Source organism: Otariodibacter oris (assembly GCF_009684715.1).
Classification (GTDB): domain Bacteria; phylum Pseudomonadota; class Gammaproteobacteria; order Enterobacterales; family Pasteurellaceae; genus Otariodibacter; species Otariodibacter oris.
The window spans coordinates 1,448,125-1,472,559 of sequence record NZ_CP016604.1; the positions used below are offsets into that span (position 1 = coordinate 1,448,125).

Annotated in this window: 24 protein-coding genes and 1 other annotated feature; of the genes, 1 reads left to right on the forward strand and 23 read right to left on the reverse strand. The window is 35.6% G+C overall.

Annotated elements, in window-relative coordinates:
* Positions 1-112 precede the first annotated feature (112 nt).
* From fbaA to A6A10_RS06800, 23 genes are all read right to left on the reverse strand, one after another.
* Complete coding sequence (fbaA, locus tag A6A10_RS06690; RefSeq protein ID WP_121122330.1) at positions 113-1,192, reverse strand: class II fructose-bisphosphate aldolase; 1,080 nt, start codon at positions 1,190-1,192, stop codon at positions 113-115.
* Between the two features lie 106 nt (positions 1,193-1,298).
* Entirely contained in the window at positions 1,299-2,471 is a 1,173-nt protein-coding gene (locus tag A6A10_RS06695; RefSeq protein ID WP_121122332.1) for a phosphoglycerate kinase, read from the reverse strand.
* 199 nt (positions 2,472-2,670) lie between these two features.
* A complete protein-coding gene (locus tag A6A10_RS06700) occupies positions 2,671-4,053 on the reverse strand; it encodes a DASS family sodium-coupled anion symporter (protein WP_121122334.1) in 1,383 nt (460 codons plus the stop codon).
* 140 nt (positions 4,054-4,193) lie between these two features.
* Positions 4,194-4,385, reverse strand: a complete 192-nt coding sequence (gene ccmD, locus A6A10_RS06705; protein WP_121122336.1) for a heme exporter protein CcmD — start codon at positions 4,383-4,385, stop codon at positions 4,194-4,196.
* Positions 4,386-4,401: 16 nt separating this feature from the next.
* On the reverse strand, positions 4,402-5,142 hold the full coding sequence (locus A6A10_RS06710) for a heme ABC transporter permease (RefSeq protein ID WP_121122338.1): 741 nt from the start codon (positions 5,140-5,142) through the stop codon (positions 4,402-4,404).
* A gap of 48 nt (positions 5,143-5,190) precedes the next feature.
* Entirely contained in the window at positions 5,191-5,853 is a 663-nt protein-coding gene (ccmB, locus tag A6A10_RS06715) for a heme exporter protein CcmB (protein WP_121122340.1), read from the reverse strand.
* On the reverse strand, positions 5,850-6,491 hold the full coding sequence (gene ccmA / locus A6A10_RS06720) for a cytochrome c biogenesis heme-transporting ATPase CcmA (protein ID WP_121122342.1): 642 nt from the start codon (positions 6,489-6,491) through the stop codon (positions 5,850-5,852). The genes ccmB and ccmA overlap by 4 nt, the downstream gene beginning before the upstream one ends.
* Positions 6,492-7,202 (reverse strand): DnaA regulatory inactivator Hda, encoded by a 711-nt coding sequence (gene hda, locus A6A10_RS06725; RefSeq protein ID WP_121122344.1) that lies wholly within the window; start codon positions 7,200-7,202, stop codon positions 6,492-6,494.
* 82 nt (positions 7,203-7,284) lie between these two features.
* A complete protein-coding gene (pnuC, locus tag A6A10_RS06730) occupies positions 7,285-7,980 on the reverse strand; it encodes a nicotinamide riboside transporter PnuC (protein WP_121122346.1) in 696 nt (231 codons plus the stop codon).
* An 87-nt stretch (positions 7,981-8,067) separates the two neighbouring features.
* Positions 8,068-8,298, reverse strand: coding sequence for a YgjV family protein (locus tag A6A10_RS06735; RefSeq protein ID WP_121122348.1), 231 nt, complete (start codon positions 8,296-8,298; stop codon positions 8,068-8,070).
* A gap of 219 nt (positions 8,299-8,517) precedes the next feature.
* Positions 8,518-9,360 carry a hypothetical protein gene (locus A6A10_RS06740; RefSeq protein ID WP_121122350.1) on the reverse strand — a complete coding sequence of 281 codons (843 nt, stop codon included), beginning with the start codon at positions 9,358-9,360 and terminating at the stop codon, positions 8,518-8,520.
* A 101-nt stretch (positions 9,361-9,461) separates the two neighbouring features.
* Positions 9,462-10,298, reverse strand: a complete 837-nt coding sequence (locus A6A10_RS06745; protein WP_121122351.1) for a hypothetical protein — start codon at positions 10,296-10,298, stop codon at positions 9,462-9,464.
* A 127-nt stretch (positions 10,299-10,425) separates the two neighbouring features.
* Positions 10,426-10,848 carry an Imm42 family immunity protein gene (locus tag A6A10_RS06750; RefSeq protein ID WP_121122353.1) on the reverse strand — a complete coding sequence of 141 codons (423 nt, stop codon included), beginning with the start codon at positions 10,846-10,848 and terminating at the stop codon, positions 10,426-10,428.
* A gap of 1,358 nt (positions 10,849-12,206) precedes the next feature.
* Positions 12,207-13,187, reverse strand: a complete 981-nt coding sequence (locus A6A10_RS06755) for a peptide ABC transporter ATP-binding protein (RefSeq protein ID WP_121122359.1) — start codon at positions 13,185-13,187, stop codon at positions 12,207-12,209.
* 56 nt (positions 13,188-13,243) lie between these two features.
* Positions 13,244-14,227 (reverse strand): dipeptide ABC transporter ATP-binding protein, encoded by a 984-nt coding sequence (dppD, locus tag A6A10_RS06760; RefSeq protein WP_121122361.1) that lies wholly within the window; start codon positions 14,225-14,227, stop codon positions 13,244-13,246.
* Positions 14,228-14,236: 9 nt separating this feature from the next.
* The gene (locus tag A6A10_RS06765; RefSeq protein ID WP_121122363.1) at positions 14,237-15,124 is read right to left on the reverse strand and encodes an ABC transporter permease subunit; all 888 of its coding nucleotides are present in this window, start codon (positions 15,122-15,124) and stop codon (positions 14,237-14,239) included.
* A 20-nt stretch (positions 15,125-15,144) separates the two neighbouring features.
* Positions 15,145-16,149, reverse strand: coding sequence for an ABC transporter permease subunit (locus tag A6A10_RS06770; RefSeq protein WP_121122365.1), 1,005 nt, complete (start codon positions 16,147-16,149; stop codon positions 15,145-15,147).
* A gap of 149 nt (positions 16,150-16,298) precedes the next feature.
* Positions 16,299-17,900, reverse strand: a complete 1,602-nt coding sequence (locus tag A6A10_RS06775) for an ABC transporter substrate-binding protein (protein ID WP_121122367.1) — start codon at positions 17,898-17,900, stop codon at positions 16,299-16,301.
* Between the two features lie 206 nt (positions 17,901-18,106).
* Positions 18,107-19,480 carry a Na+/H+ antiporter family protein gene (locus A6A10_RS06780; protein ID WP_121122815.1) on the reverse strand — a complete coding sequence of 458 codons (1,374 nt, stop codon included), beginning with the start codon at positions 19,478-19,480 and terminating at the stop codon, positions 18,107-18,109.
* A gap of 50 nt (positions 19,481-19,530) precedes the next feature.
* Positions 19,531-19,665, reverse strand: a sequence feature (His leader region).
* Between the two features lie 121 nt (positions 19,666-19,786).
* Complete coding sequence (gene adk / locus A6A10_RS06785; protein WP_121122369.1) at positions 19,787-20,431, reverse strand: adenylate kinase; 645 nt, start codon at positions 20,429-20,431, stop codon at positions 19,787-19,789.
* A gap of 94 nt (positions 20,432-20,525) precedes the next feature.
* A complete protein-coding gene (locus tag A6A10_RS06790; RefSeq protein ID WP_121122371.1) occupies positions 20,526-21,815 on the reverse strand; it encodes an AmpG family muropeptide MFS transporter in 1,290 nt (429 codons plus the stop codon).
* A complete protein-coding gene (gene galE / locus A6A10_RS06795; protein WP_121122373.1) occupies positions 21,815-22,834 on the reverse strand; it encodes a UDP-glucose 4-epimerase GalE in 1,020 nt (339 codons plus the stop codon). The genes A6A10_RS06790 and galE overlap by 1 nt, the downstream gene beginning before the upstream one ends.
* 111 nt (positions 22,835-22,945) lie before the next feature.
* Positions 22,946-23,608: a pseudouridine synthase gene (locus A6A10_RS06800; protein WP_121122375.1), complete on the reverse strand. Its 663-nt coding sequence runs from the start codon at positions 23,606-23,608 to the stop codon at positions 22,946-22,948.
* A gap of 173 nt (positions 23,609-23,781) precedes the next feature.
* Between A6A10_RS06800 and A6A10_RS06805 the strand changes: the two genes are divergently transcribed.
* Positions 23,782-24,411, forward strand: a complete 630-nt coding sequence (locus A6A10_RS06805; RefSeq protein WP_121122377.1) for a glutathione binding-like protein — start codon at positions 23,782-23,784, stop codon at positions 24,409-24,411.
* Positions 24,412-24,435: the final 24 nt, after the last annotated feature.

Below are 24,435 nucleotides of genomic sequence, written 5' to 3' on the forward strand. Positions count from 1 at the left end.
GAAAATAATGGAATGATTGTATCTTTTAATATTAAAAATTACTAATGAAAATAAAAAAAGGTTGCTAATTAAGCAACCTTTTTATCTTTTATCAAGTCATCAGTGTAAAGAATTATAACACATCCACACAGTTTAAATCTTCAAAAGATTGTTCTAAACGTTTAGACATTGACTCTTCCATTTTACGTAACCAAACACGTGGATCGTAGTATTTTTTGTTTGGAGCATCAGGACCAGTAGGGTTACCTAATTGACCTTGTAAATATGCTTCATTTTCTTTATAGAATTGAAGGATACCATTCCATGCAGCCCATTGAGTATCAGTATCGATATTCATTTTAATTGCACCGTAGCTGATTGCTTCACGAATTTCTTCACGGCTAGAACCTGAACCACCGTGGAATACGAAGTTTAATGGTTTAGCTGGTAAATTACGTTCTTTAGCAACGAAATCTTGTGATGCACCTAAAATAGATGGTTTTAATTTTACGTTACCTGGTTTATACACACCGTGCACGTTACCAAATGCTGCAGCCACAGTAAAGCGTGGGCTTACTGGGTTTAATTGATCGTAAACGAATAACACGTCTTGTGGTTGAGTATATAATTTAGATTCATCAACATCAGAATTATCTACACCATCTTCTTCCCCACCAGTAATACCAATTTCGATTTCTAATGTCATACCCATTTTACTCATACGAGCAAGGTATTGTTTACTAATTTCCATATTCTCAGCCATTGGCTCTTCAGAAAGGTCAATCATGTGAGATGAGAATAAAGGTTTACCTGTTTCAGCAAAATATTTTTCACCTTCATCAAGCATGCCATCAATCCATGGTAATAATTTTTTCGCAGCATGGTCAGTATGAAGAATCACTGGTACGCCATACTCTTCAGCTAATGCGTGAACATGTTTTGCCCCTGCTACTGCACCTAAAACGTCTGGACGAGCGCCACTTGCTGGTTTAATTCCTTTTCCTGCATAGAATTGAGCACCACCATTAGAGAACTGTACGATAACCGGTGCTTTTACACGAGCAGCTGTTTCTAACACGGTATTTACTGAATCTGAACCAACACAGTTTACCGCTGGGATAGCAAAGTTATGTTCTTTTGCATAAGCAAATACTTTTTGAACATCATCACCTGTTAATACACCCGGTTTTACGATATCTAATAATTTAGCCATTTTTCATTTTCCTTTTTTTGTTAAGTAGGCACATTCCTACTTTGTATAAATCAGTAAGCGGTAAGATATTGCAAAATATTTGTAAAATCTCACCGCTTATCATTAATTAATCGTTAGCACGTTTCTCTAAGATTTCAACGGCTGGTAATACTTTGCCTTCAACAAATTCTAAGAAAGCACCGCCACCTGTTGAAATATAAGAAATCTTATCTTTGATACCAAATAAATCAATTGCCGCTAAAGTATCGCCACCACCTGCAATTGAGAACGCACCATTTGCTGTTGCTTCTGCGATTGCATTTGCGACGATTTCTGTTCCTTTACGGAAGTTAGGAAATTCAAAGACACCTACAGGACCATTCCAAAGAATAGTTTTTGCATTGCGAATAATATTTGCTAATTCTTCTGCAGATTTGTCACCAATATCAAAAATAGATTCATCTTCTTTAATATCAGCTACTGCTTTTTCTGTTGCAACTGCATTTTCGCTGAACTCTAAACCAACACGCACGTCAACTGGAACAGGAATTGTTGTCGCTTTTGCTAAACGTTGTGCTTCAGGAATTAAATCTTCTTCGTAAAGTGATTTACCAACATTTTTGCCTTCTGCAGCGATAAATGTATTTGCGATACCACCACCAACGATGATTTGATCTGCAATTTTAGAAAGAGAATCTAATACCGTTAATTTGGTTGAAACTTTTGATCCCCCTACAATCGCTAACATTGGGTGTTGTGGCTCTTTTAATGCTTTACCTAATGCGTCTAATTCAGCTGCTAATAATGGACCGGCACACGCAACAGGAGCATATTCAGCTACACCGTAAGTTGAAGCTTGAGCACGGTGAGCTGTACCGAACGCATCCATCACAAAGACATCACAAAGTGCGGCATATTTTTTACCTAACTCAGGATCATTTTTCTTTTCACCTTTATTGATACGCACGTTTTCAAGTACAACGATTTCATTTTCATTCACTTCAACGCCATCTAGGTAATCACGAACTAAACGTACAGGGACATCTAATGCCTCATTTAAGTAATCTACGACAGGTTGTAAAGAGTTAGCCTCTTCAAACACACCTTCAGTAGGACGACCTAAGTGAGAAGTAACCATCACTTTTGCCCCTTTTTGCAATGCCAATTTTAAAGTAGGGATCGTCGCACGAATACGCGTATCTGATGTAACTTTACCATCTTTAACTGGTACATTAAGGTCTGCACGGATAAAAAGGCGTTTACCTGCAAGATCAAGATCAGCCATTTTTTTTACGGACATAGTTAGTTCCTCTTTTTGATTTTAAAAATTAAAAACGTAGCGATTATACCAGTTTCCGATTATTTTTCGCGAACTTAGATCAAAATATTTGAGCTTTTTTTGATTTTTTTCATAGGGAAAAATAAATAAAATGACCTACTACAATACAATGATGTAACAGGTCATCTAAAAAGAAATGAAATTGCGTTTTAAAATTTACTTACAACCAGAAAATATAGCCGTAGGTCGCAATAACAAATACACAGAGTAAATTGAGCCAAATACCTACTTTAACCATTTCACGTTGTTTAACTTGTCCGGTTCCGAATACAATAGCATTTGGTGGAGTCGCCACTGGTAACATAAAGGCACAAGATGCACCTAACCCGATAATAAGGGCTAATCCAACTGTTGGCATATTTAATGCCTCAGCAATTGAAATAAAGATAGGAACAAGTAATGCCGCACTCGCTGTATTTGACGTAAATTCAGTGAGGAATATAATGAATGCCGCAACAATTAAGCCTATTACGTAGAAGTGTCCACCTTCAATCATAAACACAATACCATCTGCCATGACTTTGCTTGCACCCGTTTTACCCAGCACAGAACTTAATGTTAAACCACCACCGAAAAGCATCAATACGCCCCATTCGGTATTCTTTTGAATCTGATCCCAATTGACCACACGTAATGCACAAAGTAAAACAGCAGCAACTAATGCAACAACGCTATCGAAACTTGCAATACTTTTAATGCCTAAAATACTTGAAAAAATTGGATTTAATTTACTACTAAATATCCAGCACAATGCAATTGCTACAAAAATTACTAATGTAATGATTCTACTACGGTTTAATTCGATTTTTTCAAAATCAAAGTCAAATTGTTGATTGAGCTTAGGTTTAAAGACAATATAAAGTGTACCTAACATCAATGGCATCAAAATGATCATGACAGGTAAACCATAACCTAGCCAATCTGCAAATGTTAAATGTAAATTAGAGGATACAATCGCATTTGGTGGACTTCCAACTAGTGTTCCCATACCGCCGATACTAGCACTATATGCAATACCCAATAAAATAAATACATAAGTATTATGATGTGCATCTTTATCTAATTTACTTAATACACCCATTGCTAGAGGTAACATCATTGCTGCTGTTGCCGTATTACTAATCCACATAGAAAGGAAAGCAGTAACACTAAATAAATAAATGACAGCAAGTGACAATTTTCCTCTTGCCATTGCCATAATTTTATTCGCAATCATGCGATCCAATTCTTGAATATGCAATGCAGTGGCTAATGCAAATCCACCAAAAAATAGGAAAATTGTCGGATCAGCAAAGCTTGCAAGCGCCTCCCTAGAGGTAACAAGTCCTAATCCAATAGAAATAATCGGCACAAGTAAGGCGGTAATTGTGACATGCAATGCTTCGGTTAACCATAACACTGCAATAAATGCTAATAATGCCAACCCTTTATTCGCCATTGGATCAAAAGGTAATAATGCCAATAGGGCAAAAAATAAAATAATATCAGCGATAATAATAGCCCCATTTACAAAGGATTTATTATCAGTTGTTTGACTGTCCATTTATTTCTCCAACTCAGTAAAACATTTGACATACTATAAACAAATTTATTTTTTCTGCCTATTATTAAGCATTGGTTCTGTGAATAAGCTCACAAATTTTTAACAGTTTTTACTTTTTCTTTCTTAATTGATAAGTATCACTATTTTGCTTTTAATTTTGTTTCTCGTTGCAGTGTTTTTTTAACTTGGCTTAATGTCTTTTTAGGTTCTACTTTGCTATACCATATCAAAATAGCAATAGCGAGGAAGGAAATCCCATAGGCAAGCCACACATAAAATCCGTAGCCCCCCATCGCAAAAAAATCGCTGATTGATTCAAATTGAAATGTCATCTTGTTATCTCCTTACTTATTTCAAATTATTGGCAAGTTCTCGCACCCAAGGCCGTTTTTGTTCATCTGCCAACAAAGCACTACGATAACGAACAATGCTCAACCAAATCATAAAAATCATTGTGCCGAAAATAGCTAAAAGCAGCGGAATTAGCATTTCAGTTGCCATTGATGGCTTATCCATTTTGGTGATTGTTGAGCCTTGATGGAGAGTATTCCACCACTCAACAGAAAAATGAATGATCGGTAAATTGATCACACCAACGATCGATAAAATACCAGCGGCTTTTGCCCCTGTTTTTCTATCTTGAAATGCGGTGTAAAGTGCAATTACACCTAAGTAGAGGAAGAATAGTACTAATGCGGAGGTTAAGCGAGCATCCCATACCCACCAAGTTCCCCACATTGGTTTTCCCCAAATTGCCCCTGTCACAAGGGAAATAAAGGATAATACCGCTCCGATAGGTGCCATAGAGATCATGGCAAGACTTGCTTGACGGATTTGCCATACTAATGCAATTAAAGCGGCAACAGCCATTGAGGCATACACGCCCATGGACCAAATCGCAGCAGGAACATGAATAAAGATAATGCGATAGCTATCCCCTTGCTGATAATCTTTAGGTGCAAAAGCTAGTCCTATCACAAACGCAACGGATAACATTAATAGGCTCACAAACCCAATAACAGGCTGAATCTTCCCTAACAAACGATATTGCGTTTCCGATTTAGCGTAGGGGTGTAACCACTTCCACATAAATTCTCCTAGATAATATGCAAAAAATAATAAGAATCTAACCGCTTGTTATTGCAAACTAATGCGTAAAGCACCAGCGATCGCAAAAGGCGATAAGGTTAATGATAGAACGAGCATTGCTCCAAGTATCGCTAATTGACCTGAATAAGATAAACCTAATGTAGCGGCCTCTAGCACTGATGCGGCAAAAATTAATACAGGGAGAAATAGCGGTAATATTAATAAACTGAGTAAGGTTCCGCCTTTGCGTAACCCGACGGTAAGAGCGACGCCAATGGCACCAAAGCAACTTAAAATCGGTGTGCCTAATAGTAGCGTGAGTACCAATGCCCCCCATACCTCAGTATCTAATGAAAGCAGTATCGCAGTAATGGGAGATAATAAAATAAGTGGTAGTCCTGTTAATAGCCAATGAGCAATCACTTTAGCCAAGGCGACTTGCGATAATCCCGTAGGAAGTAACATGAATTGTTCCAAAGAACCATCTAAGTAATCATCACGAAACAAACGTTCAAATGAAAGCAAAGCAGAAAGCACTGATGCAACCCAAGCAATACCGGGGGCAATTTTGCCCAGTAAGTCAGGGTTAGGTCCCATCAATAAAGGAAACATAGTGATTACAATAAGAAAAAACCACAACGGATTTAAAATTTCCGCTGGCTTACGAAAGGCTATGGTTAATTCACGTTGAATGATAGTAAATAAACTCATCCTAATACCTTAAATTGATCAAGTGATAATTTATTCACACGCTCACTTGCCATTGATTGATGGCTGGTAAAAATAACGATACCTTGATCCTCACAGTGCTTTTCAATTTGGATAATGAGTTCCTCTACACCTTTCTTGTCAATTGCGGTAAAGGGTTCATCTAAAATCCATAAACGAGCTTGGGTGAGCCATAGCTTTGCTAAAGCCACTCGGCGTTGTTGCCCAGCAGAAAGAGAAGAGCAAAGCAATTCTTCTCGCCCAATAAGAGAAACTTTATCTAAAGAATTCCACAGCAAATCGTCAGATTGTTCTAAACCTTGAATTTTTTGATAAAAACGTAAATTTTCCCATGCGGTCAATTCAGGTTTTATTCCTGCTTGATGCCCAAGATAAAACAAATCTGCATAGTATTCTGAACGTTGTTTAAGAATAGGGGTATTATTCCACAGTATCTCTCCTTCAGCAGCGGGAGATAATCCGGCAATAATACGTAATAAGCTAGTTTTTCCTATGCCATTATGACCTTCAATTTGCCATAACTCGCCTTCGGAAATTTGAGCATTACAATGTTCAAAAAGGCGATTATCACCTCTTTCACAAGCAATATTGTGTAAAACTAATTGGTTTTTATGCGTCATTTATAATTTTAAAATTTCTTTTACAAAAGGAATGGTTAATTTCCTTTGTGCTTGTAACGAGGCTTTATCTAATAATTCAAGTTGTGCGATCAAGACTTTTAAATCCCGATCAATTCGTTTTAATAGAAAATTAGCCACCTCATCCGAGAGTTCTAAACCTTTATTGTACGCATTTCGTTGCAAGATAATGCGTTTCTGTTCATCATTCAGTTCATCTAACCGATAGACTTCGCCCCATGTTAAGCGAGATCGTAAATCTGGCAATTTGATCTTTAATAAATTAGGTGGGCGATCGGCACTAATCAATAACAATGTTTTTTTCTCATTATTGAATAACCCTTGTTGCTCCCGTATTTGATTAAATAGATCAAAGATCGCCACTTCCCATTCCTCATTACCTTCAATCATCTGAATATCGTCTAAACAAATGAGATCTAGCTGATCGGCATTATCTAATACATGTGGGGAAAAATATTGCGTTTTTTCTAAAGGAATATAAATAGAGGTTTGCTGATTTTCCACATAATGATTTGTAACAGCTTTCAATAGATGGCTCTTACCACTACTCTTTGTTCCCCAAATATAAAAAAAGGGTTGCTGTATCAGCTCAAAATTATGACGAAGTGAATCTAATAGCAGCAAATTATTTTCTGCATAAAAATTCTCTAATGTTTCGTCATCAATTTGATGAATAGGTAATGGTAATTGCAAAATTATGATTGGAAATAAAAAATATAATGAAAGAATAGCCGAAAAATCAAAGGTTGAGAACCCTCAACCTCTGATTTATTTCTTATGCCTCGATACTTTTTTGTAATTTTGTCCAATTATAATAACCATATAATGAATTCAATAAATAAGCTGAATACATTATATACATTGCAGGATTTTCCGCCCAAAGAAACATGGATAAAATATTATATACAATCCATAAAAGCCATTGTTCACGATAACGGAGTAACATTAAAGCTTGAGCCGCAACCACGATAATTGTGGTTAATCCATCTAAACCTGTTGAGCTACCACCTGCCGCATTTAAGGCTTGTACAAATAAGAATGTGCCGATTACCACAAAGGCTAATAAGCCAATCCAGCCTTTTACTGTTAATGCTTTAACAATTACAGCATCAGAACCGCCATCGGCTTTTTGCATATTTTGTTTCCACAAAAAATAACCGATAAATTGTGCTGGAATATAAACATACAGCGTGGTATTCATTTCGCCAAGGAAATTAGCCCCAAGGGTGACATAAAAATAGCTATAGGCGAAAATAAGTCCAAAGAAATAATTACTGATTTTTCCTTTGGTAATAAACACATTACAAATAATGCCAGAAATACCCGCAACCATACCCAATATGGAATCAGGTTCTCGAATATAAAATACAATTTGAACGGCAACAAATACGAACAGCCAAACGACTTCAAATGTTTTCCACCCACTGAAAAACTCTTGTTTGAGCTGATGTGCAATATTTTTAGAATCCATAGATACCTCTGACGTATAAAATATGGGCTAAATCTAGCTATTCAGCCATAAAATGTCAAGGATATATTACAAAAATAAAAGTAATGTCTATGCCGATTGAGTTTTTTGGCTAAGCCCTTTATAAATGTAGTAACTATTAACCACTACGACAAAAATATTCAGCCCAGCGACAGGAATTGAACCAATTAATATGCCATATATCACAAAACAAAGGCAGCCAAGTGCATTGAGCATACGTAACTTGATCACGTCTTTTAAAAGAAAAGAGACTGCAACAAGAATCATGGCAACATAGCCTAATATTTCAACAGAATTCACGATAACCTACTTAATTATTAATAATTGTTGATGAATTTTTTCATTCTAACTGTTATCAGATCCTTTGTCGGCAAGAGTTTTTTACGCAAACCTTTGCGTTATGAAAATTTACAAAACTCATTCCTCTTTTAAAGATTTCTTTAAAAAAACAGACAAATATAAACTGAATTTTTGCAATATTTAAATAAAATCCTACCGCTTGTGTTGTTGCAATAGGGGTTAGAAATCCTCGGCGTATTGCATAAAGTCAAATTCCCCCTCTTTTTTGGCGAAAAGGTGGGTGGCGTAGTGGTCGATGGCTTCTACGGGGTTGCTCAGTTTTTTGATTTTCAATACATCCGCTTGGAGAACAAGATACACATTTCTTTCCTGATTATGGGAAGAGACAAAAAGCTGAAAACCACTTTTATCCCAACTTTCATTTGGGCGGGTATCGAGCAAGCAGCGTAATTCAAAATACTTTTCATCATCAAGAAAATCATCTGTATCATATTCTTGTCTAAATGAATGATTGAATTTCGCCTCTAAAAAATCCACATATTTGGGTAACGCATACCCTTTCTTATCTTCAAAACCAGCAATCACTGAATGTAGAGGCATTAATGTTGTTGAAGGAAGCGTGCTTTTATAAACATTATGAATCGTATATTCCATAATATCCCATCTTTTACTTCGATATAACCAAGAGTTTAAAATCGCTAATGGAATAGCTGGATATTTTTTATTATTTTTAGAATACGGATAAGGTGCATAATCCACGAAATAACACCTATCATTTACTAAAATACCTAATTGAGTCAAATCTGGCTCTAAAGGTGGCTGTGTGGATTTTTTTACCGCATAAAAAAATCGCCCTTGCATTAAATACTCATAAGATAGCGGTTGTGTTTCTTTAAATGGTACAATGATATACTCAAATAAATCCCCGTATTTAAAAAAATTATAGCCATCGAACTCTTTATCTAGTTCAGTTAGAGATAAAGATTCGTAAGGTATGTTATTCATATCATAATAAATTGTTGTAAAAAGCTTATGCAATTCCTGTTCATTAACAAAATTCATTTTAGAATCCTCTTTTTTCGCTATTTAAAAGCGGTAAGTTTCTTCTTATTTTTTGCAAATTTTGAATGAAATCTTACCGCTTGTATTATTGCAATAGGGGGTTAGAAATCCTCGGCATATTGCATAAAGTCAAATTCCCCCTCTTTTTTGCCGAAAAGGTGGGCGGCGTAGTGGTCAATGGCTTCTGCGGGGTTGCTTAGTTTTTTGATTTTCAACACATCCGCTTGGGGAACAAGATACACATTTCTTTCCTGATTATGGGAAGAGACAAAAAGCTGAAAACCACTTTTATCCCAACTTTCATTTGGGCGGGTATCGAGTAAACAGCGTAACTCAAAATACTTTTCATCATCAAGAAAATCATCTGTATCATATTCTTGTCTAAATGAATGATTGAATTTCGCCTCTAAAAAATCCACATATTTGGGTAACGCATACCCTTTCTTATCTTCAAAACCAGCAATCAATGAATGTAATGGCATTAATAATGTTGAAGGAAGCGTGCTTTTATAAACATTATGCACAGTATCTTCCATAATGCCCCATCTTTCACTTCGATATAACCAAGAATTTAATATTTCTAACGGAATGGTTGAGTATTTTTTATGATTTTTAGCATACGGAGTATAGTAAATAAAATAAGCTCTATCATTTACGATAATACCTAATTCGGTAATATCCCTCATTGGGGGGCCTATTGTACTTTTTTCAACTCCATAAAAAAATCGTCCTTGCATTAAATACTTATAAGATAACGGTTGCGTATCTTTAAATGGTGCAATGATATACTCAAATAAATCCCCATATTGAAAAAAATTATACCCATTAAATTCCCTTCTAATATCATTTAGTACCAAAGACTCATAGGGTATATCATTTACATCATAATAAACTGTTGTAAAAAGCTTATGTAGTTCCTGCTCATTGACAAATTTCATTTTATAATCCTCAGTTTAAATTTTAACCCCTTGTATCAATTAATAGCATCATCTATAATAATGATCGTTTTATTTAATACACTATATAAAAATGCCATTTCAATATTATAAATTACAATAATTTATTTTAATCAATAAAGAATAAAATTGACTTTTTCCAAAGTACAATATCAGATAAAATATTATGTATATATTTCTTATTATACTTAAAAATATTTTCATATTGGTTGTTTTTTATAAAGATAAAATCATTTTCTAATGTAAAAAAGTAATATATAAAAATAGATTTATCTTCCATTTCTGGACTGCTTAACCCTAAAAATAACTCAGAATTTAATTCATCCAGAGAAATTTGCGTCTGTAATGCATCTAAAACATTATTTTCTATATTTGCTAAAGTAAATTTCAATTCTGACACAGCAACTTCTGGAACAATCATTTTCCCTTGAATATAAACATTAAAAATACCATTTACCCAAAAATAATCATCATTCCATTCTTTTACTATATCGCAATGAATTGCAAACTTATCAGGATTGCCAAAAATCATTTCACCCCTTCTGCAACTTATTATTATCTACTATTCCTTTAATATAAAATAGGAAAAAATCACATAAAAAAACCATAGACAACCATAGCTTTGAATGTATAATAAAAAAATTTAAAAATAACAAAATATAAAACACCGAAGATAAAAATAAAAAGATATTTCTATTTTAAAAAAAATAAATTTAATTATCATTGCTATACACAATATTAACTCTAAGAAAACAAGTAAAACCAATATGCTGTTGACCATTATATAAAAGATATATTTTTGATTATAAAGATACACATCAAACATTAGAAAAAAGCTAATAAAAACAAAAATAATGCTACTTATCACCAAGAGATAAAAGTATTTAAGATATATTTTCTCAATATATTCAAAGTTTATATTTTTTAACATTTTTATTTCCATTTGTTATTTTTGCTTTTAATCAAGTGTATTACTTCGCTTATTTTCTAGAAAGATTGATATTAGTTTTTAAACACTCCTCTTTAAAAAAAAGATCAACAAATCAACATCTTCATTTGTTTGCGTGCTAAATAAAACGTTGCTAAAAATGCAACTGAACTAATATAAATAAAGAATAATGCCATTAAATCTATTATAAAAAAACTACTATAAGAAATAATATTAAATAAACTAATTACTCCATGAAATAAGATCCACTTAATGTTTATTCTATACTTTTCTAATATAAAATAACTAGTTATAAAGATAATACTTAAAATAATCTCTAAAACCATAAAAGAACCAAACCAGTAAATTATAATATTTCTTACTATATTATTATTTCCAATATAAAATCCTAGAAAAAAAGTAGGGAATATTAGCACTATACTAAATAAAATCATAAGAGGTAGTGCATAGAAAACAAGCATCATATTTGATGAGTAAATTTTCATCATCCATTTTAAAAAATTCATCTTAAAACACCCTTAATCCATAAAGAATAAATGGTTATAAAAAAAGACATTATGGCTAATCCAAAGTAATATTTTATTGGCACAGGAACAAACCACTTACTATCAAATAAAAAAAATGAAACTAAATCCATTGTCAATGATAGTATAGAGATTCCAATACTCAATAAAATAAATAAAGTAAAATAATAATATAAAAACAGTCTAATTTTACTTGTTTTTGTTCTTTTCATTATTTCCTATCTATCCAGTTTAATTAAATTATTCTTTTATATGCTCATACTCAACTAGAGTCCATCACTTATCAAACCGCTATCCTATTTTATAGAACCATAATATGCATTCAGGATCGAAAAAGCGGTCATTTCCTTCTAAAACTTTGCAAAAGTTTATCAGAAAATGACCGCTTGTCTTCTTAAAATAGAATGTAACTTATTGTTACTCCACCATAAAACAGGCTATTTTTGAACCATCTGCATACTGTTTTAATTCTGGTCGTTCTTGTTGGCAGATATCTTTAGCCATACGACAACGAGCGTGGAATGCACAACCTTTCGGTGGGTTAAGTGGGCTTGGTAATTCGCCCGTTAATTTTATTCTTTCACGACGATTCTCTGGTTCTAATCGTGGTGTTGCTGAGAGCAATGCTTGCGTATAAGGATGTCTCGGGTTACTAAAAATTGCTGTCGTTTCCCCTTGCTCCACACAACGTCCTAGATACATTACCATCACTTCATCTGCAATATGTTCTACTACAGAAAGATCATGAGAAATAAACACGTAAGATAAGCCCATTTCTTCTTGAAGATCCATCATTAAATTAAGTACTTGCGCACGTACGGACACATCAAGTGCAGAAACAGGTTCATCGGCAACAACAATATCAGGCTCAAGCATCAATCCACGAGCAATGGCGATACGCTGACGTTGCCCTCCCGAAAACATATGCGGATAACGATCATAAAATTCGGGTTTTAATCCAACCTTTTCCATCATACTCAATACCTTTTCTTTTCTCTCCGTTGCTGAAAAATCAGTATTGATAAGTAAAGGCTCTTCTAAAATTGCTCCAACTTTCTTACGCGGATTTAGTGATGCATAAGGATTTTGGAAGACGATCTGAATTTTTTTACGGCGTAATGCTTCAGTTTCCTTATCATTAACAAGAAAATTCTGTCCGTTATAGAATAATTCGCCCTCAGTTGGTCTTTCAATCATGGTGAGCATTCGCCCTAATGTTGATTTTCCACAACCAGATTCACCTACAACGGCTAAGGTTTTCCCTCTTTCTAGCGTAAAAGATACCCCATCAACGGCTTTAACTAATTTAGGCTTACCAAACATCCCTTTCTTAACAGGATAATATTTCTTTAAATCCACCGCATTAAGAAGCGGTGCGTTTTCTGTATTGTTTTGCATTTTTTATTCCCACTCACTCCCTATCGTTATGCTTTGCATAATGAAGAAGTAAAAATCTAAATAACTGTTGGAACACCCATTTCATTTAATGGGCTATGGCACTTCACTTGACGACCATTTAATTCTCGTAATTCAGGTTCTTGTTGACGACATAAATCAGTTGCGTAAGGGCAACGAGGATTAAGCAAGCAACCTTTTGGTCTATCGTATTTTCCCGGTACAACACCCGGTAATGATTGTAGCCGTGACTTCCCTTCAGCAAATTCAGGTAAGGCTTTGAGTAATGCTTGGGTATAAGGGTGTAGTGGTGCTTTGAAGATCTCTTGTGCTTTACCCTCTTCAACAACTTGCCCTGCATACATTACAATGATTCGATGTGCCGACTCCGCCACTAACGCAAGGTCGTGTGTAATTAAAATCAACGCCATATTGTCTTTACGTTGTAATTCAAGTAAAAGATCAATAATCTGTGCTTGAATCGTTACGTCTAATGCTGTTGTTGGTTCATCTGCAATCAATAAACGAGGTGTACAGGCAATCGCCATAGCAATCATTACACGTTGACTCATACCACCTGATAATTGATGCGGATAAACATCTAAACGTGAAGTTGGATCAGGAATGCCCACCATTTCTAATAATTCGATCGTGCGCTGACGACGGCTGGATTTTGATCCACCTTGATGCACTTTTAATGCTTCCATAATTTGATAACCCACGGTATAGCTTGGGTTCAAACTGGTCATTGCATCTTGGAAGATCATCGAAATATCAGCACCCACAATTTTTTGTTTTTCTTTAGGTTTTAATGCTAATAAATCTTGTCCATCGAATTTTAATTCGCTAGCAAGGACTTTTCCGGGAAAATCGATTAATCCCATTACCGCCAGAGAGCTAACGGATTTACCCGAGCCAGATTCTCCAACGATCCCTAATACTTCACCTTCGTTGACCTTATAACTTACTCTATCCACTGCCTTAAACGGAGATTTTTGATCGCCAAAATGGACAGAAAGCTCTTTTACTTCTAATAATGCCATTGGACGCTCCTATTGTTTAAGTTTTGGATCAAGTGCATCACGCAAACCATCACCCATTAAGTTGAATGCAAGTACTAAAGACAGAATAGCTACTCCCGGAATGGTTACCAACCAGTTCGCAGATTGCATAAAACCACGAGATTCCGCTAGCATTGTGCCTAATTCTGGTGTTGGTGGCTGAGCCCCAATTCCCAAGAATCCTAATGCTGCTAATTCTAAAATTGCATTCGAGATCCCCATTGTCATTTGGACGATCAATGGTGCTAAACAGTTTGGAAGAATCACAATAAACATTAAACGCCAAACACCCGCACCCGCTACTTTGGAAGCGGTCACATAGTCACGATTTTTTTCACTTAATACAGATGCTCGAGTTAAACGTACATAACTTGGTACGGAAACGACCGCTATCGCAATAGCAGCATTGACAAGGGAAGGACCAAGAATGGTTACGACACCAATAGTTAGTAGTAAACTTGGAATCGCTAACATGATATCAACAAATCGCATAATGAAGATATCGACTAATCCACCATAATATCCCGCAAATAAGCCCAACATTACACCAAGCACACAAGACATTAATACAATCAGTAATCCAATAAATACCGACAATCTTGCACCATAAATGATACGAGAAAGAATATCACGACCGATATCATCTGTTCCAAGAATAAATTGCCAATCACCACCTTCAAACCAAGCTGGCGGTAAAAGTAATGCATCCCTATTTTGTGCAATCGGATCGAAAGGTGCTACCACACCAGCAAACACACAAGCAAGAAAAACGATAAAAATAAAAACTAAACCAACATACGCCCCTCTATTTTGACGGAAATAGTGCCAAAATTCTTGTAAGGGCGTTAATGGTACTGGAGAGGTTTCCACATTAGACATTTAATCACTCCAAAATAAAATTAATTGTGGCGAATACGTGGATTAACCACACCATAAATGAGATCCACAAGTAGATTCACTACAATAATGATCGTCGCAATAATTAGCACTGATCCTTGTAACACTGGATAATCACGTGAATTAATTGCATCAATGATCCATTTACCGATTCCCGGCCATGAAAAAATATTTTCCGTTAAAACTGCACCTGATAATAATTGTCCCACAATCAAACCGACAACAGTCACAACAGGAATAAGCGCATTACGCAACGCGTGTACCACAACCACTCGAGTTGTATTGAGTCCTTTGGCTTTTGCGGTACGGATATAATCTTCTCCCAACACTTCCAACATTGAAGAACGTGTCATACGGGTTATCACGGCAAGCGGAATAGTACCTAATACAATCGCCGGTAAGATAAGTGACTCGATTGCGGCTATAAATGCCCCCGGTTCATCCGAACGCCATGTATCGATCAGCATAAATCCAGTATCAACGTCAATCCAATATTCCGCAGGCAGTCGCCCTGATGCAGGTAAGCCTAAAGGCGTTGAAACGTATAAAATGAGAATCAATCCCCACCAGAAAATCGGCATTGAATATCCTGTTAAAGAGAGTGATGTTACCGTATGTGAAATCCACGAGTCTTTTTTAACCGCGGCGATTACCCCTAAGACAATCCCTAATACTAAAGACCAAAGTAATGCAAAGAAGGCTAATTCTACTGTTGCAGGGAAAAGGGTAAAAAACTCTTTTAAGACGGGTTCATTATTTCGGAATGAGTTACCTAAATCCCCATGAAAAATCCCAACAATATAATTGAAATATTGCTGATAAAGAGGTAAATCCAACCCTAGCTGTTTCATCATTTCAAGATGTAATTCAGGAGATAGCCCACGCTCCCCCATTCGAATTTCAATAGGATCACCAGGGATTAAATGTACTAAAGCAAAAGTAATTAAGGTTATTGCTAAGAAAGTAGGAATAACCATTAAAATGCGCTTAAGAATAAATTGAAACATTGAGAATCTCTGTATTCATTGATAAACGAGACAGATTGCTAAGACATTTTACAAAATAGCTTAGCAATCTCACCGCTTAATATTAAAAAATAAGCGATGCCATATTCATTTGAAATAATAAATACAGCAACGCCAAGTTTTGTACGATATTAGTTTGTTTCTTCTAAGTCAACAGAATAAAAATCGTGTAAGCTGAATGGACTCACCACATATCCTTTTACTTCTTTACGTACTGGGAAGTAAGTTGTTGAATGTGCGATATTGATCCATGGAGCTTGCTCATGGAATACCACCTGAGCTTGTTTATATAACTCTGTACGTTTTTCTTTATCGACTTTTTGAGCTGCTTCACTCACCAGCTCATTGAATGGTTGATAGCAGAATTTAGCATAGTTAGATCCTTGCTCCATTGCTGCACAGCTTAATAATGTATTTAAGAAGTTATCTGGATCACCATTATCACCAGTCCATCCCATCATACCCACAGCATGTTCGCCTGCTCGCATACGTTTAAGGTATTCACCCCATTCATAACTTACGATCTTAGAGTTCACACCTACGTTTGCCCAATCTTGTTGAATTAATTCTGCCATACGACGTGCATTTGGGTTATAAGGACGAGAAACTGGCATTGCCCAAATTTCTGTATCAAACCCATTTTCAAAACCCGCTTCTTTTAATAATGCTTTTGCTTTTTCAGGATCGTAATCATAATCTTGAATATCATCATTATAAGACCACATTGTTGGTGGAATTGGGTTTTTAGCAACTTGTCCAGAACCTTGATATACCGCATCTACAATTGCTTGTTTATTTACTGCATAACTTAATGCTTGGCGAACCTTGGTATTATCAAATGGTGCTTTTTGTACGTTAAAACTTAAATAGCCAATATTAAGTCCAGGCTTAGTCATCACATTGATATTCGGGTCATTTTGTAATTTTTCGATATCCGCAGGATTTGGATATGGCATTGCATGACATTCACCTTTAGTTAATTTTGCATAACGTACTGAAGCATCAGGTGTGATGGAGAATACTAAGCGATCAATCTTCGCCCTTCCTTGCCAATAATCATCAAATGCTTTAAAACGTACAGATGAATCTTTTTGGTAAGAAACAAATTGGAATGGTCCAGTACCAATTGGCATTGAATCCACTTTTTCTGGTGTACCAGCTTTTAACATAGCATCAGCATATTCAGCAGAGAAAACTGAAGCAAAATCCATCGCTAAATTTGCTAAAAATGGTGCATTTGGTACTTTTAAGCTAATTTTAACAGTATAATCATCTATTTTTTCTATTTTATCTAAAATATTAGGCATATCCATACCGATAAAATATTCATAGTTACCGCCAGACACCTTATTATATGGATTGTTTGGATCTAATTGGCGATTGAATGAGAACACTACATCATCCGCGTTAAAGTCGCGAGTTGGTGTAAATTCTTTATTACTGTGGAATTTTACCCCTTTGCGCAAATGGAAAGTATAACTTTTACCATCATCAGATACTTCCCAACTCTCTGCTAATGCAGGAATTACGTTTGTTGTGCCACTTTCAAATGTCGTTAAACCATTAAAAATAGGACGACCTGATGAATCTAAAGTTGCTCCGTCAGTCCCTAATTGAGGGTTAAAGTATGAAGGCGAAGCCTCAATACAATAAACGAATGTTTTAGGAGCTGCCATTGCAGAGCCTGAGGCTACTGCAAGAGCAACTAAAGAAAGTTGTGTTAATTTATTCATGGTTTCACTCCACTGTCATTGTTATAAAAATGTTAATCTTTTCAAGATTCTATATCAATATACAAAAATTTTTATGTTATGCAATACTTTTTTTTATCAAAATTATAGTTTTTTGTATTACAAGTGATAACTTCTTATCTATTTTTTGTCTATTTTTCGATATGAGTGACTATAATCACTCATATCTTTAGTTAAATAATCCAAATTTATAATACCATCGCACTAATCCAACCAAATACAAGTAGTGGAATATTGTAGTGAACAAAAGTCGGTACTACTGAATCCCAAATGTGATCGTGTTTACCATCAGCATTTAAACCCGATGTTGGTCCTAATGTTGAATCTGAAGCTGGTGAACCTGCATCACCTAACGCAGCAGCAACTCCGATAATAGAGATTGTTGCTAAAGGAGAAAATCCAAAAGAAATACAAAGTGGTACATAAATTGCCGCAATAATTGGTACTGTTGAGAATGAAGAACCGATTCCCATTGTGATAAATAAGCCCACTAATAACATGAGGAATGCCGCCATTGCTTTGCTATCAATCACACCACGAATACTTTCAACTAATTCTGGTACACCACCCGTTGAATTAACTACATTTGCATAGCCTGATGCCGCAATCATTACAAAACCGATCATTGCCATTAAGCGTAAGCCATCTTGGAAAATATCATTACTTTGTTTAAGCTTAAATACCCCGCCTAAAGCAAAGATCACCAAACCGACTAAACCACCTAAAATAGTTGAATTCATGGCAAGTTGGACTAAACAAGTTGCCACAATTGCCACAATACTGATGATAATGTGGAAAGGTTTTACTCTTGCAACACGATCTTCAATGCTTTCTACACCCGCCTTATTACTTTCTACTTGATAAGTACGAGGTTTACGATAAGTCACAAACATTGCTGTCAGTAAACCTAATACCATCCCAGTGACTGGAATTGCCATTGCTTTCGTGACTGAACCAATATTTGCCATTAATCCCAATGATTCGCCTGCTTGATTAATGTTTTTAACTAATACATTCTCAATAAAGATTTGTCCAAAACCCACTGGAATAAACATATAGGTTGCAGTTAAACCGAAAGTAATTGCACAAGCGACTGCACGACGGTCAATTTTTAATTGATTCATTACCCCTAAAAGTGGTGGAACAACAATCGGAATAAAGGCAATGTGAACAGGAATTACGTTTTGGGAAGACATCGCAAAGGCGACTAATGTGAAAAGAATAATGTATTTGAACCAAAATACAGAGCGACCTGATGGGCTTTTCCCAAATGATTTAATCACTTTATAAGCCAATAAATCAGTTACACCCGATTTCGATAAGGCAACGGCAAATGCACCTAATACGGCATAATTCATCGCTGTTTCTGCTCCGCCACCAAGCCCACTGGTAAAGCTAGATACTGTGTTAGTTAGAGCCTCATTTAAAGTCACTCCATCGGCATAATTACCTAAAATACCGCAAGTCAGTGCAGCAATAATTAACGCGATAACGACGTTAATCCGCATTAAACTTAATGCAAGTAAAACGATGATCGAGATAACCACCTCATTTGAAAACAACATTGCTTTTTTCCTTCTTAGTTTATTTTAAAAATAGTTTCATTATGTCAAAAAATAACCCCTCGGAAGTGGGACTCCCGAGGGGTAAAATATTCTAAACAGTCGTTATCACATTTTATGCTCGGAAGTTTCTTCCGAACACACCCAAATGCCCGAAAGATTAATCAGGTAAATGGTGATGATGATGGTTCATAAAATTGATATTCATAACGACTCCAAAAATTCAATGGGCAAGAATATATAATAACAAAAATTGAAAAGCAACGAATTTTTAACAAAAATTTCCGTTACTTTTCATTATTACCGTTACCCTAAAATTTTATTTAATTCTGCACTAACTGTTTCTACTGGTTGAGTACCATCTAAACGGAAATATTGTGTATTTCCTGCTTCAGCTTCTGCAGTGTAATAAGCAATAAGAGGCTTAGTTTGTTTATGATAAATAGCAAGACGATCTAACACTGTTTCTGGTTTATCATCTTGACGAATAATTAAGTCTTCGCCTGTTACATCATCTTTACCTTCTACTTTTGGTGGATTGTAAACAACGTGGTAAGTACGACCTGATGGTTGATGCACTCGACGACCGCTCATACGTTCAACAATCACTTCATCTGCTACGTCAAATTCTAAAACAAAGTCAATTTTAACGCCTGCATCTTTTAATGCATCAGCTTGTGGAATCGTACGAGGGAAACCATCTAATAAGAATCCATTGGCACAATCTGGTTGAGCAATACGATCTTTAACTAATGCAACAGTTAATTCGTCAGGCACTAATTTACCTTCATCCATTAACGCCTTAGCTTGTTTACCTAATTCAGTTCCTTCTTTAATAGCTGCACGGAACATATCCCCTGTTGAAATTTGTGGAATACCAAATTTCTTCATAATAAATTGTGCTTGTGTACCCTTCCCTGCACCTGGTGCACCTAATAAAATAATTTTCATAAGAACCTCTTAATATAACGAAATAACAAAGAATAACTTTACTAATTATTCCTTAATTGCAAATAAAATTATAAAACTGACCGCTTGTATTCTGTTATGGCTTGACCAAAGCATCATTTTTGACAGACCAAGGAGCAACTTTAAAAAGCATTAGCATCCCAGGAATACCAACAACAAAGCAGATCCAGAAAAATGTATAGTATCCATAATCAGCTACAAGCACTCCAGAAAATGCTCCAATCACTTTACTTGGAATAGCAGCTAAGCTAGTAAATATAGCAAGTTGAGTGGCTGTGTAAAGTGGGTTAGTTTCCCTTGCCATAAAAGCAACAAAGGCGGCAGTACCTAATCCAACCCCAATATATTCACCAATAATGACAACGGTTAATACAAATAACTCGTAGGTACCAATGGTTTCAAACTTACCATAGCTCGCCATCCAAACAAAGCCTAAAATAGTAATAAGCTGTACAAAGCCAAATACCCAAAGGGAGCGATTAACGCCCAAGCGTATCATCATAACGCCCCCCACCATACCAGAAATGATGGAAGCCCATAATGAATTTAATTTAACAACGGTACCAATATCGGTATTACTAAATCCCATATCTAAAATAAATTTAGTTTGTAGCGAAGTTGCTAATGAATCACCAAATTTATATAAGAAAATAAAGAAAATTAACCCAAAGCCTGCATATAAGCCTTTGCGACTAAAAAACTCTTTAAAAGGTAAAGTGAATGTCGTATAAAACGGTAAACTACGATCAACCTGTACAACTTTAGGCTCTTTGCTTAAAAAGAGCGATAAAATTAACCCAGGGATCATAAATAAAGCCGTAAAAATAAAGACTGTTTGCCAAGGGTAGCTATCCGCCAAGATCAATGAAATCCCACCAGGGATTAATCCTGCAATACGATAAGCATTCACATGGATAGAATTTCCTAATCCTAACTCTTCATCACTGAGAATTTCACGACGATAGGCATCAATCACAATATCTTGCACTGCGGAGAAGACTGCGACTAAAGCAGATAAAGCAGCAACAACCTGAATACTTTCACTCGGATTAAATTGACCTAACAGTGCCAATAAGGCAAGTAAGCCAATCTGAGTAATAAACATCCAACTACGACGGCGGCCTAAAAAATTCGGGTAATATCTATCTAGCAATGGGGAAATTAAAAATTTCCATGTATAAGGAAAACCAATGATAGTAAAAAATCCGATGGTTTTCACATCTACACCAGAAGATGATAGCCAAGCAGGGACTAATTGAAATAATACATACAATGGTAGCCCTGAACTAAAACCCGTGAAAATACAGAGCAACATATTTTTAGTAAAAATCTGTTGCCAAATAGAAGGCTTAGAAGTTTCTGTCATTATGCATCCTTGTAACCATTTGGATTATTTTTTTGCCAGTTCCACGTATCTTGCATCATTTGATTTAAATCACGCTCTGTTTTCCATCCTAACTGTTCAAGTGCTTTCTTCGGATCTGAATAGCAAACCGCAATATCACCAGGACGACGATCTACTAATTTATAAGGCACTTGAATATCGTTTACAGTTTCAAATGCTTTGACCATATCAAGTACAGAATAGCCAACACCTGTTCCCAAGTTATAAACGTGGAATCCTGCATCATCTTGGTGTTTTTCTAACGCTTTTAAGTGTCCCAAAGCAAGATCAACCACGTGAATATAATCACGTACGCCTGTGCCATCAGGAGTATCATAATCACTACCAAAAACTGATAGCTGTTCTAATTTACCCACTGCCACTTGGCTAATATAAGGTAATAAATTGTTTGGTATACCATTTGGATCTTCACCAATTAAGCCACTAGAATGTGCGCCCACTGGGTTAAAATAACGCAACACAACGGCACTAAATTGTGGGAAGGCTTTAACAGTATCTTCCAAAATACGCTCTACCATATATTTTGAAGTACCATATGGATTGGTTGTTCCGCCTACTTCGCAAGATTCAGTAATCGGAATTTGTTTTGGATCACCGTAAACAGTTGCTGATGAACTGAATACTAACGTATTCACATTCGCTTTTAGCATTTCTTCGACAAGAACAATCGAACCAGTGACATTGTTTTGATAATAATGCAATGGTTTCTGTACACTTTCACCAACAGCTTTTAGTCCAGCGAAATGAATCACTGCCTCAATTTTATTTTCAGCAAAAACCTTACGTAAAATTGTTCTATCAAGTACATCACCCTCATAGAAATTGAATGATTTTCCCGTAATTTCTTCTACACGTTGTAAAGCAACGGGGGATGAATTTGAAAAATTATCCAATACTACAATTTCTTTGCCTTGATTAAGTAATTCAACCACTGTATGTGAGCCAATATAACCTGCTCCACCTGTTAATAAAATTGCCATTTTTATGCCCTCGTAATAAAAACTTTGCCTAGTTTACTCTCTTTAAAATCAAAATTCTTTGCTATTTGCAAAATTTTCAACAGAAATAACCGCTTACACACGATAATTTAGTTAACTTAATCCTAATTTCTTAAATAATTCCGCTTTTTCCGCATCCGTTAAGATACGATATTCTCCCGCAGATAATTCGCCAAGAGAATAAGCTCCAATACCGACACGAATTAGCCGTAGCGTTGGAAAGCCAATATGTGCAGTCATTCTGCGCACTTGACGATTTTTACCCTCAGCAATTTTTAATTCAATCCACGAAGTCGGGATATTTTTGCGTTCTCGAATCTTGGGGGCAGTTTGCCAATTAAAATCAGGCTCTAAAATCGCTTTAACTTTAGCAGGTTTAGTTATCCCATCTTTCAATTCTACCCCTTCCCGCAACCTTTCTAGATCTGATTCTTCAGGAATACCTTCAACTTGAACCCAATAAGTTTTTTGCTTATCAAATTTAGGATTGGCTAATCGGTGTTGTATCTCACCATTATTGGTTAAGAGCAATAAGCCCTCACTATCTCGATCTAAGCGACCAACGGGATAAATATGAGGAATCGGAATAAAATCCTTTAATGTTTGACGATTTTGAGCATCAGTAAATTGCGTTAATACATTATGGGGTTTATTAAACAACACAACGTTCGTCTCAGCCAATGATAATGTGATTTTAGGCTTAGAACGTTGTTTACTACGATATTGAGGACGAGAATTTTGAGTTATTTTTTTCATGACGATATTTTAACAAAAATTGAAAAAGGAAAATATCTTTTAGAATCATAGAAATAAATATTATCCACTAATAAGAATTAAATATTTACAAAATCAGCTCTTTATTTCTATTTTTATTGTTCTAAAATTAGCAATGTTAATTTTTAATTCAAAGATAAAATGAGGAGTAAATTATGAAACTATATGTTCTTCCTGGCGCTTGCTCATTAGTTCCTCACGTTGCACTAGAATGGGCTAAAGCAGATTATCAACTTCAAATTATGGATCGTGATGCGATCAAATCAGAGGAATATCTAAAAATCAACCCTCAGGGTTCCGTTCCAGCAATCAGTGATAAAGACACCGTTGTGACTCAAAATCTAGCCGTACAAACTTATATCGATGCGGTCTATCCAGATGCACATATTTTCGGTGCAACTGCAACACCAGCAGAAAAAGCAAATGTCATGCGTTGGCTCGCTTTCTTAAATTCAGATTTACATAAAGGATTTGGTCCTTTATTTGGACCACAAAACTTCATTGATGATGAAGCGGCACAAGAAACAGTAAGAGCAAAGGCAAGTCAAAAAGTCCTAAATATGCTCAAATTGGTAGATGAACAACTAAGTAAACAAGATTACTTAGCTGGTCAAAAAAGTACTGCTGATATATATCTCTACGTTATCTTACGTTGGGCTAAAAATTTAGCGTTACCGATTGAAAATGTGAAAAACTTTAATGCATTTATCACTCGCGTAGAAAGTGATGAAGGCGTGACACAAGCACTTGCCCAAGAAGGATTAGAGAAAATCCATTCTCTATAATTAATCCTTAAGCTTAAAAATATA